6 protein-coding genes and 1 pseudogene are annotated in these 11,167 nt (G+C 60.9%); 2 read left to right on the top strand and 5 right to left on the bottom strand.

Annotated elements, in window-relative coordinates:
* Positions 1–244: 244 nt before the first annotated feature.
* Positions 245–2,986, top strand: a complete 2,742-nt coding sequence (gene thiC / locus BFAL_RS00115) for a phosphomethylpyrimidine synthase ThiC (protein WP_055426434.1) — start codon at positions 245–247, stop codon at positions 2,984–2,986.
* Positions 2,987–3,157: 171 nt separating this feature from the next.
* Here thiC and BFAL_RS00110 read toward each other — a convergent pair whose 3' ends face one another.
* The 5 genes from BFAL_RS00110 to BFAL_RS00090 are packed head-to-tail and all read right to left on the bottom strand — an operon-like array spanning position 3,158 to position 10,145.
* Positions 3,158–5,329: a peptidase domain-containing ABC transporter gene (locus tag BFAL_RS00110; protein ID WP_152973433.1), complete on the bottom strand. Its 2,172-nt coding sequence runs from the start codon at positions 5,327–5,329 to the stop codon at positions 3,158–3,160.
* Complete coding sequence (locus BFAL_RS00105) at positions 5,322–6,098, bottom strand: ABC transporter ATP-binding protein (RefSeq protein WP_055426432.1); 777 nt, start codon at positions 6,096–6,098, stop codon at positions 5,322–5,324. Before BFAL_RS00105 ends, BFAL_RS00110 begins: the two co-directional genes overlap by 8 nt.
* Positions 6,091–9,231: a type 2 lanthipeptide synthetase LanM gene (gene lanM / locus BFAL_RS00100; RefSeq protein ID WP_055426431.1), complete on the bottom strand. Its 3,141-nt coding sequence runs from the start codon at positions 9,229–9,231 to the stop codon at positions 6,091–6,093. The genes BFAL_RS00105 and lanM overlap by 8 nt, the downstream gene beginning before the upstream one ends.
* A 4-nt stretch (positions 9,232–9,235) precedes the next feature.
* Positions 9,236–9,940 carry a hypothetical protein gene (locus tag BFAL_RS00095; protein WP_055426430.1) on the bottom strand — a complete coding sequence of 235 codons (705 nt, stop codon included), beginning with the start codon at positions 9,938–9,940 and terminating at the stop codon, positions 9,236–9,238.
* Positions 9,941–9,953: 13 nt separating this feature from the next.
* The gene (locus BFAL_RS00090) at positions 9,954–10,145 is read right to left on the bottom strand and encodes a lichenicidin A2 family type 2 lantibiotic (RefSeq protein ID WP_055426429.1); all 192 of its coding nucleotides are present in this window, start codon (positions 10,143–10,145) and stop codon (positions 9,954–9,956) included.
* A gap of 181 nt (positions 10,146–10,326) precedes the next feature.
* Here BFAL_RS00090 and BFAL_RS11750 point away from each other — a divergent pair.
* Positions 10,327–11,004 (top strand): annotated as a pseudogene (locus tag BFAL_RS11750) (ATP-binding protein); the annotation flags it as partial.
* Positions 11,005–11,167 lie beyond the last annotated feature (163 nt).

Below are 11,167 nucleotides of genomic sequence, written 5' to 3'. Positions count from 1 at the left end.
CCCCGCCCCCCTCGGGAACCCCCCCCCCCGCCCGGCCCGCCCCCGGCCCGTCCCTCCCGGTATAGCCCCCCCCGCCGGCGGGGGCTGTCGGCGACAGCCGACCGGGGATGGTCGACGGACCGACGCACCGACCACCCTCCGCCGCTATGCGGCACCTCCCGCCGGCGGGAAGAACAGGACTTGTCTCCTCCCCTCCGGGAGGAGACCGCAGGACTTCCACCAACCAATCAAAAGGAATAGGAAAATGAGCAACGAATACCCCTACGCCTCGATGCGCGATTCGTTCGACCTCTCCGCGTACTTCGTGGTCGGGCCGGACGACTGCAAGGGCCGCCCGCTGACCGATGTGGTCGACCAGGCCCTGCACGGCGGCGCCACGTTCATCCAGCTGCGCGCCAAGGGTGCGGACGCCTCCGAACTGACCGAGATGGCCCGCGACGTGGCGCAGATCATCGAGGACGCCGGCAAGTCCGACACGGTCGCATTCGTCATCGACGACCGCGCGGACGTCGTCTGGCAGGCCCGCCGCAAGGGCATCAAGGTGGACGGCGTACACATCGGCCAGACCGACATGGAGCCGCGAGAGGCGCGCGCCCTGCTCGGCGACGAGGCGATCGTCGGCCTCTCCGCCGAGACCGAGTCGCTCGTCCGTCTCATCAACGAGCTGCCCGACGGCTGCATCGACTACATCGGTGCCGGCCCGCTGCACGTCTCCTCCACCAAGCCGGAGGCCTCGGTCGGCGGCAACGACGGCTCCGGCAAGACGCTCGACGCGCGCCAGATCGACACGATCTGCGCCGCCAGCGAGTTCCCGGTGGTCGTCGGCGGCGGCGTGACCGCGGCCGACATGGCCATGCTCGCCGGCACCAAGGCCGCCGGCTGGTTCGCGGTCTCCGCCATCGCGGGCGCCGAGAACCCCGAGGAGGCCACCCGCGCGATGGTCGAGGGCTGGAAGGCCGTGCGCGGCGACAAGCGCCACGGCTACGCCCCGCGCATCGTCACCCACACGCCGGCCGCCGACACGCAGGCCGCGCAGGAGGGCGCCGCCAAGCCGGGCGCCGAGGCCACCGAGAAGAAGTTCACGAACGCCAAGGAGGCGAAGGAGGCGCAGAAGCTCGCCAAGCAGCAGCGCGTCGACATCGCCGCCCGCGGCTCGAAGCAGCGCGACAAGGCGCACATCCGCAAGACGAAGACCGTCCACTTCGACTACCAGTACGGCTCCTACGACCTCGAGGTGCCGTACACGGAGATCAAGCTCTCCGACACCCCCGGCGTCGGCCCGAACCCGCCGTTCCACGACTACAACACCGAAGGCCCGAAGTGCGATCCGAAGGAGGGACTCAAGCCCCTGCGCCTCGACTGGATCCGCGACCGCGGCGACATCGAGGACTACGAGGGCCGCGCCCGCAACCTCCAGGACGACGGCAAGCGCGCCATCAAGCGCGGCCGCGCCACGAAGGAATGGCGCGGACGCACGCACCAGCCGATGCGCGCCAAGGACCACCCGGTCACCCAGATGTGGTACGCCCGCCACGGCATCATCACCCCGGAGATGCAGTACGTCGCGACCCGCGAGAACTGCGACGTGGAGCTCGTGCGCTCCGAGCTGGCCGCCGGCCGCGCCGTCATGCCGTGCAACATCAACCACCCGGAGGCCGAGCCGATGATCATCGGCTCCCGCTTCCTCACCAAGCTCAACGCGAACATGGGCAACTCGGCCGTGACCTCGTCCATCGACGAGGAGGTGGAGAAGCTCACGTGGGCCACCAAGTGGGGCGCCGACACCGTGATGGACCTGTCCACCGGCAACGACATCCACACCACCCGCGAGTGGATCCTTCGCAACTCCCCCGTCCCGATCGGCACCGTGCCGATGTACCAGGCGCTGGAGAAGGTCGAGGACGACGCCTCGAAGCTCAGCTGGGAGCTGTTCCGCGACACCGTGATCGAACAGTGCGAGCAGGGCGTCGACTACATGACGATCCACGCCGGCGTGCTGCTGCGCTACGTGCCGCTCACCGCGAACCGCGTCACCGGCATCGTCTCCCGCGGCGGCTCGATCATGGCCGACTGGTGCCTGCGCCACCATCAGGAGAGCTTCCTGTACACGCACTTCGACGAGCTGTGCGACATCTTCGCCAAGTACGACGTGGCGTTCTCGCTCGGCGACGGCCTGCGCCCCGGCTCCCTCGCGGACGCCAACGACGCGGCGCAGCTCTCCGAGCTGATGACGCTGGGCGAGCTCACCGAGCGCGCCTGGGCGAAGGACGTGCAGGTCATGATCGAGGGCCCGGGCCACGTGCCGTTCGACACGGTGCGCATGAACATCGAGCTGGAGAAGGCCGTGTGCAAGGGCGCCCCGTTCTACACCCTGGGACCGCTCACCACCGACACCGCCCCCGGCTACGACCACATCACCTCCGCGATCGGCGCCACCGAGATCGGCCGCTACGGCACCGCCATGCTGTGCTACGTGACCCCGAAGGAGCACCTGGGCCTGCCGAACAAGGACGACGTCAAGCAGGGCGTGATCGCCTACAAGATCGCCTGCCACGCGGCCGACATCGCCAAGCACCACCCGCACGCGCAGGACCGTGACGACGCGATCTCGAAGGCCCGCTTCGAGTTCCGCTGGCTCGACCAGTTCAACCTCTCCTACGATCCGGACACCGCGATCGCGTTCCACGACGACACGCTGCCCGCCGAGCCGGCCAAGATGGCGCACTTCTGCTCGATGTGCGGCCCGAAGTTCTGCTCGATGGCCATCTCGCAGAACATCCGCAAGGCGTTCGGCGGCGCGGCCGCCCAGGAGCAGATCGTGAAGGATTCGCTCGCCGGCGTGGCCGCCGACGCGCAGCCGGCCGCGGCCGACGGCGTCGTCTCCGCCAACGTGCTGAGCCCCGAGGAGATCCGCGCCGGCCTCGACGCGATGAGTGAGAAGTACACCGCCCAGGGCGGCAAGCTCTACTCCACCGCCACCGAGTGATCCGAAGGGAGGCCACGACCAAGTCGTGGCCTCCCTTTTCGCTCCATTGCGAAGGCATCTTTCGCCCCCGCTGGCGGGGGCTGTCATGCGCAAGTATGACTGGAGGTGGTCGTCCGGTTCCCGGTTGATATGGTGTGGCCCCTCTCATCGGAGAGGGGCCACACCCGGAGGTCACTGGTCGGCACGGTAGAGCCGTGCATACAAGCCACCGGCCTGCATGAGTTCGTCATGCGTCCCCGATTCGACGATGGCGCCGCGATCCATCACGACGATACGGTCGAAATCACGGATCGAGGCAAGACGATGCGCCACGACCACGCAGGCGGCCGGTGAGTCGAGAATGCCGCGCATGATGCGGCGTTCTGTATCATTGTCCAGCGCACTGGTCGGTTCGTCCATCAGCAGAAATCCAGGCTCATCGACCAACGCGCGGGCGATGGAGATTTTCTGCCGCTGTCCACCGGACAGATTCATGCCACGCTCGCTGATCATGGTGTCCAGTCCCGACGCCGGATTCATCATGCGGTCATCGATGCCGGTCATCCGGCATACCTTATGTATCTGCTCATCGTGAATCCAAGGACGTTCCAGCTTGATGTTCGCCCGTAGCGTGTCATTGAACACTACGGCATCTTGATGGACGAATGCGAGACGACTCATCTTCCACCATCCGGCCATGTCATCGATCGGCTTGCTCCCGTTGACGAGAATCTGCCCGCTTGTGGGCGGGATGAGTCCTGCAAGCATCTTCAGCAACGTGCTTTTGCCTGACCCCGTTGCCCCGACGATGGCGATTTTGTCACCATGACGAACATCAAGGTCCACATCATGTACCACGGGCGGCTCGAACGCCGTATACGAATAACCGACTCGACGCGCATTCAAGGATTTCATGGTACCGATGGAGGAATCACCCTGCTTGGCGACGACACCGAAGGATTCCTCCCCGTCGATCATGGGCAGATGCTCGGGGATGATCTCGCAGATTTTGCGGATGTATGAACCGACGGCCGCGAACTGACCGATGGCGGTGACGATGCCGGAGAACGGACCGGCGAACGATGAGGCCAGCGTCATGAAACCGACGACGGTGCCCAATCCGATGTTTCCGGAATGTACGAGAGCCATGCCGAACGTCACCACGCACAGCGGCAATACGAACACCAGAGCCGAAGACAGGGACGACAGTCCCGCTTCAAGTCTGCCGCGTACGGTCTGCCAATGCAGTTGCCTGCCGAACCTGTCGGCCCATCGGTCGTAGAACTCGTTCTCGAGGTTCAGGCTCTTCACCGTCTCGATGCCGGAGAAGGTTTCGATGAACGAGCGCTGCACGTCCGACTGCGCGGCGGTTTCCAAATCGGTCAATCGGCGGTTATACCGCGCATACATGATGGATATCACGAGCACCAATGCACAGATGACCAGCGTCATCACGGTCAGTGGCATCGAGTAGGTGATCATCATGGCCAGATAGACGACGAGGAACACGAAGGAGATCAGCGTATTCGTCAACCCGCCGGTGAGCATCTGTTCGACGACCATGACGAGGTTGGCCCGGTAGATCATGTCGCCGCTGGAACGGTTCACGAAGAACGTGAAGTCGCGGCCGAGCGCACCGCTCATGTATCTGCCGAACAGATACCGCCCGAACTCGATTTGCACACGAGTGAGCACGAGTGTATTGAGCGCGGATACGAGATAATACGTCAGGACCGATGCGAGCAGAGCGCCCACGGCCACGTGGAGGAATCCGCCGTCGCCGACCACGGACCGATGGTCGATCAGATAGCGGGTTCCCGTCGGTACGATGAGCGTAAGCCCCTGTACCGCGAGCGCCAATAGCAATGTCGCGACGGACAGCCACGGGTGAACCGATAGGAACCGCCGCAGGATATCCAACGTCGCATTGCGCCAAAGCCGGTGCGGCACCGGCATGTCCGACATCTTTGCAGTCGGTTCCAGCAGCGCTCCGGAACAGTGCTCGGCCATCTGCCTGGAATCATAGATATGCCTTCCATCGGCGGGGTCGACCACGTGGAACCTTCCGTGTGCGATCCGCTCCAGCACGACGAAGTGATGGTCATCCCAATGCAGCACACATGGCACCGTCACTCCCTTTGTCATGGATTCCACACTGGGAGCCCTGAGCCCTCGCATATCGACACCGAGATCCGCGAGCACGGTGCCGACCTGTCCGATGCTGAGTCCGCCTCGTGGCGCACCGTACCGGGCGCGCAAATCCTCCATGGAGATGCGGACACCGAACGCGTCGGCCACCATGGCCGCGCAGGCGAGTCCGCATTCGCTGTGCTCCCCTTGTTCGATGAAACGGATTCTACGCATGCGATTGTGTCGTCTTCCTGACGCCGAAGTCGACCTCGCGGTCCTCACGCCCCAGCGTGGCCACATGCTCGAAGGACTCGTAGTCCGCGAAGTCGGCGATGCGCGCATCCTCCACGATACGGCCATGGTCAAGCACGATGATGCGATCCGTCACCTTCCAGCAATAGTCGAGGTCGTGGGTGACGGTCAGCAGGGTGCGTCCATCGGCACGCAGCTCGTTCACGTAGTCGATGAGCAGCTTGCGCGTCATCGGGTCTATGGAGTTGGTGGGCTCGTCGAGCATGATGACATGCGGGTCGAACAGCATGCCGGCGACGATTCCCGCGCGTTTGCGCAGGCCGGAGGACAACTCGGAGACCTTCTTGTCGAGCTGGTCGCCGAGCTCGAACGCCTTGACCAGGGGCTGGTCCGCGAGCGTCGCCGTATCGAACCGGCGCGCGGATTGCCGGTCGGCGAACAGCATGGCGCGGAACCGGATGTTGTCGCGCACGGTCATCGTATCGATGAGATTGCCCAGTTCGGTCATCTCGAACACGTCGCGCATCGCAGGCACGAGCGCGGCGTTGATGACGCACCGCCCCCGCTGCGGACGCAGCAGACCGATCATGAGGTTGAGCAGCGTGGTCTTGCCGACGCCGTTGTATCCGAGGATGCCGAGTGACTGGCCCTGGGGAACCGTGAGGTCGATGTCCTTGAGCACGGGCGTCTTGCGCTTGTAGGCGAAACTCAGGTGGTCGACGCGGATTATCCAATCGGTGTGATCAGTCATTATCTTGCTCCTGTTCTCCGATTTCCAATGCGAGGATGGAAGGAATCGAAGGGTCTTGGACACGAAGCATCGTGTATGCGATTCCAACCGGTCCGAGGAAATATGATGAATCGACGAATTCGGGAATGCGGCCGAGTCTGAAATGACCTGCGTGCTGGGCTTCGGCGACCATGTCGTCCAATAGTCCCCACGCCTGACGCAGATACCAATCATCTTGATGCGTGTGGTACATGGACACCAACGTGTCGATGGCCCCGCACCTACCGTGGCAGACAGTGTCGTCCGTCCACCGCGCCGACTCCAGCAGACGGCCGATTCCTTCCTTGTCCTGATATGCAGGTGTCGTATCCGTATTGAAGAACGGCTCGTTCTCCGGACCGTTCACGGATTCGAGTTCGTTCTGAGCCCAAAGGACGCCGATATCGCCGCGGCACCATTTGGTATCGAAACACTCGCCTTGCGTGTCCCTTCTTCCCATGGCATGTCGCCATAGATCATGCGCGAATTCACCGTATCTCTGTTCGCCCATCCGACGGAACAATCGCCAGAACGTGACGGCCATACCCTCCATGCCGTGTGCGGCACCGGAAGGGAACGTCTCCACGTCGTCATTCACCGTATCCGCCCATAGCCGTGTTGCCGAATCCATGGCGGTATTGGCGAGTCTGCATAGCGGTTCCTGCAACGAGTCGTTCCCGGCCATGCTCTGAAGGCGCAGATACAACGCCATCGCTCCTGACGCACCGGTCAGATAATCGAGGTTCACCGAACCCGGTATTCCCTTACCTATCGTGGCCTTGGGTGTCAATCGTGCGATGATGTCGTCGACCATAATTGGGAAATCATGTGCGGATCGTTTCAGATATTCCTTCACCTGCGGATTCCCGCCCATGCGGTCCAATCGCATTGCGACGTATACTTGCGACATCATGCCGGAGAATGCCGAGGGAGTAGCGTTTGCGGCGCGTACCCCCACCAGGGATCGACGACAATAATCCGTAAGGGTCTTGAGCCGTATATCACCGTTTTCGTGAGCCAATTGCGCCATCAGCAGGCAGATCCCGCCTTGTCCCATGTACAGATCCTTGTCGGGCATACCGGGAGAATAACGTTCCTCGTTCCCCTGTTCCTCGTCGCGACGGGCCACCATCCAGGAGATGGTGTCGTCTCCGACATAAGCGTCATCCGTCATGGTATGAACGAACCGTTCCACCATATTCATATACGGGGCACGGTCACGTCTAACCGACGTATCGTCTCCGCATAGCGTATGCGCGACAGGGTTCTTCACGTCGAAGCTTCCGAGGGCATTGCGCAGGATGCGGCGTTCCAACGGCACTTCCTTCATGAGATTTCGCTTACGTTCGAGAACGAGCTGTCTGATTGATCGGTCGAACGCATCCGTTATGACGGTGCCGTCACAACCGGTCATCGACCTTGAGTCCGATTCCGTAGTGAACATGGGGATGTCCCCGTTCAACAACTGGTCATATTCACTGAGGCATATCCGCTTGTCCCGATAGGGATATGCATACAGGTTCTCCAATACCGATTCGACGTTGCGCATATCCCGCAACACGGAAGGATGATTGGTGAATCCGAGGAATCTGGCGTACCCGCTCGTGGATCGGGCGACTATTCTAGATGTGAAGGGATGCGTATCGAACAACCCGTCGATGTACTCCTCGGGAATGCTCTGCAACACATTGATCGTCTTGTCGAAGCCTCTGATGATATAGGTTCCATATTCCGCGGGATTCACCACGTCACGACCTTGACGCACAGCGATGCCGTTCTTCGATACGACCACGTCATGTCGCTCGTACCGCGGTCGATCGGAGTCCAAGCCGACCGGCACCAGCGCACCATCATGTATCGTCTGGTCGTGTGGGTCCAAAGCGCTGATGTCCACTCTCTGCCCTTGGTCGCCGAGCGGCATGCGCGATGGCAGCAGACAGTTTGCCAGCGTGGAACGGCCCAAGCGCTTCAAGACCATATCATCGGCCTGCGGCAACGATCGCCTCAATGATACCCGGTTCGCCGCTACCGTCTCATAGTCGATGATGCGTGGATAGGCACCATCAGGCACGATATTCTCGTAATGCATGTCGTTGCCGTTCAGGAACCAGATCAGAGCGATGAGTTCCCCATACCGTGTGAAGTAATCTTCGATGTCATGCCCGTCGCGGCACTCATGGTGTCCGACGTATTCCTCGAACGCGTAATCGCCTTCATCAAGGATATCGGGAACACGTAGTGGCAGGAACCCCTCATATCGTTCGCACTCGCCGGCAAGACTCCGGAAAAAGCCATGAATGGATAGCCGCCGAGGTTTGTAGACGATACGTTGCCCCTCGTTCACGGTCAAGAGGATGACCGATCTGCCGCCATCATGGCAATCACCGCTATCGAGTGTGATCTCTCCGACACGGAGTCGCTCCGTAATATGCAGGAAGCAACGGATATCCTCCGCATCGTGTTCCACACGCATGGCGAATTCACAGATGAAATCGATGAAACGGACCGTCGTTTCCGTCAGCTTCCGGGCAAGCACGGGGTAGGAGCCGAAGACGGCATCGTATGCTTCCCGGGTTCCCAGCCATACGATGAATTCATCATGGTTAGAGAACGCCGGACGGCCAAGCATATGGGTATCCTCATTGGGATTCATCTCGCGACGGAAAACCCATACCAACGTCTTCAAGGCAATCTGCAGCAGCCTACCGGACAACGCCGTAGCGCATGCTTCGACACAGGCGTCCTCATTCCACATCAGGGGACCACGGATCGCGGTATCCAGGATGTGGCGCATCGCATACTTTACGAACGGCATGATGAACGTCGCATAATCCCCGTTTGCAGGGGAATCGATTCCATCGACATGTTTCAGAATCTCATCCAGTACGCGCTCCCAAGGCAACTGCCCATTGACAGGCACGTCATCAGTTTCCAAGCACCATGCGTAACGATTCATGTCATATCCGCGCAATGCGAGCATCGCCGTATAGTCGTCCATAGTGAGCGGTGTATTACGCTTCAGCCAACCGCGGATGACATGTTCACCATCGGTGACGGCGACGTCTGGCATCAGCTTGTACCGTTCTTCCAATGTCAAGGCGTTCTCGGGATTCATATCGTTATGCTTTCTGTAATTCATTAAGTTTGCTTGTAGTGCCTTTGCATAGGACCGGTACGGAGAACCTTCTCGATATCGCTTGGACCAATACCGTCCCGAAGACCATCAACACCAATCCGATGATGATCAGTCCGGTCATGTTCTCGCGCAACGGGCGTCCCGGGCTCATCGTCACTATCGACAGGCCGACCAGCGCGTAGGAATACATCCCCCAAACGAGAACTCCCATGTACCGGTTCATGATCGTGGCGGCCATGATGAGCTGGCCTCCGCACAATACGGTCAGCAGTTGCACGGCAATGGACATTCCCACCAGCAGCATCATATTCCAGTCGAAACGCCAGCTACCGATCACGGCGACCATGACGGTTCCGACGATTTGCGTCAGCATGGCCGAGCATCCATAGAACAACGATTTGCCTAGGGAATACGACCACAACGGATTGCCGGATTGCACGATGAGTTCGATGATGCCCTTGGCACGGTCCTCGGAGCTCGAGTTGGCCGATACCAACAGGAATCCTCCGCTCCACGCCACGTAGTTGCTGACGGTGTACAGCATCTTCTCAACCGCCGTATAGGGATTCCACGCCATATTGGCTATGGTGATCACCGGTATACCGAAGAACAGCAATGCCTGAAGCCAATTCGACAGGACGTAACGGGTTTCTCTGAACCAGGAAGCCTCGAGCATCATCGACATCATCGTCTCTGCAATCTCACTTGCACTTGTACAGCGTACGCGTGCAAACCTGAATGCTGATAAGGGTCAATGTGACAAATTCACCCATCGTCGGAGTGAATGAGGCCGGTGCGACCTCATCATCACCACGTCCGGTAAGCATCGCCATATCCTTATCGGACAAATCCTCGAAGGACTCGCCGACGATCTGCTTTTCATTCATGCTCATAATGAGCCTCCTTATGTCATGTGATTCCCCGGTCTGAGGAACCATCACTCATAATGAGGCCATTCACACCGCAACCCAACCGGTTGTCCCCCAATCGGGGGACAACGGGGAATTGGAATCTTTCCATACGCTCACACGGCCCACTTTCTATTGAACAGACATAGCCTAGGGCTACTGCGGGTCCGGCAAAAGCTGGATCATCTGCGCCCTGGCCCGACAGGCGTGCCGCAACCGGTACCGGGCACGCTACATCCGCATCCCTGACCTCGAGGAGGAATGGCGACAGGCCGCCGACAAGCCCCAGGGACGCTCGAAACTGCTCAAACGATACAGCGCGTACACGGTCCTCGCGCTCGACGGATGGCTGTTCGACCCGCCCGAGGAGCGCTTCCGCGCGTTCCTGTTCGAGCTCATGGAACGCCGCCACGACACCGGCAGCACCCTGTTCGCCACCCAATACCCCCAGAAGGACTGGCACCAACGGCTCGGTGGCGGCACCCACGCCGACGCCATCATGGACAGGATCGTGCACAACACCACCTGGATAGAAACCGGCGACTGGAACATGCGCGAACACGCCCCGGCAAGTAACCATCGACCAGCCGCCACGAACAAGGACGGCACCGACGGTGCCCAACCATCACGCACGCCGGTGCCGTCTCGCAATAACCCCAGTTGTGTCTGTTCAATAGAAAGTGGGCCGTGTGAGCGTGTGGATGTCTTCCGCCCGGGGCTCAAACCTCCAAATAATCACCCATTGATGACGCCCCCAACCATTTGCCCATTACCATGTTTGGTAGGTCCCGGTGGTCGGGGCCGGGTCGCCGGTTCCGGTATGACTGTCTCGCCCTGTCGTTGATGATCCGGGGGGTGTTGTCGCCGGGAGCGGGGACGTTCGATGACCGCTGATAGGAACCAGGCCGGCCGCATGGACGCGTCGGGGCGCATGGCCCAGGTCTCTCCGTAATGTGGATGCGGCACGGGCGTCCGGACTCCATCGACCGAGTCGCGGCGGCCGACGG

Source organism: Bifidobacterium aesculapii, from assembly GCF_001417815.1.
Taxonomy (GTDB): domain Bacteria; phylum Actinomycetota; class Actinomycetes; order Actinomycetales; family Bifidobacteriaceae; genus Bifidobacterium; species Bifidobacterium aesculapii.
This window is presented reverse-complemented; position numbering and strand designations above follow the sequence as displayed.

Excerpts from the sequence above, each read along its gene's own strand:
- thiC (WP_055426434.1), top strand. The coding sequence starts at position 245 with ATGAGCAACGAATACCCCTACGCCTCGATGCGCGATTCGTTCGACCTC.
- BFAL_RS00110 (WP_152973433.1), bottom strand. The coding sequence starts at position 5,329 with ATGCGTAGAATCCGTTTCATCGAACAAGGGGAGCACAGCGAATGCGGA.
- BFAL_RS00105 (WP_055426432.1), bottom strand. The coding sequence starts at position 6,098 with ATGACTGATCACACCGATTGGATAATCCGCGTCGACCACCTGAGTTTC.
- lanM (WP_055426431.1), bottom strand. The coding sequence starts at position 9,231 with ATGAATCCCGAGAACGCCTTGACATTGGAAGAACGGTACAAGCTGATG.
- BFAL_RS00095 (WP_055426430.1), bottom strand. The coding sequence starts at position 9,940 with ATGATGTCGATGATGCTCGAGGCTTCCTGGTTCAGAGAAACCCGTTAC.
- BFAL_RS00090 (WP_055426429.1), bottom strand. The coding sequence starts at position 10,145 with ATGAGCATGAATGAAAAGCAGATCGTCGGCGAGTCCTTCGAGGATTTG.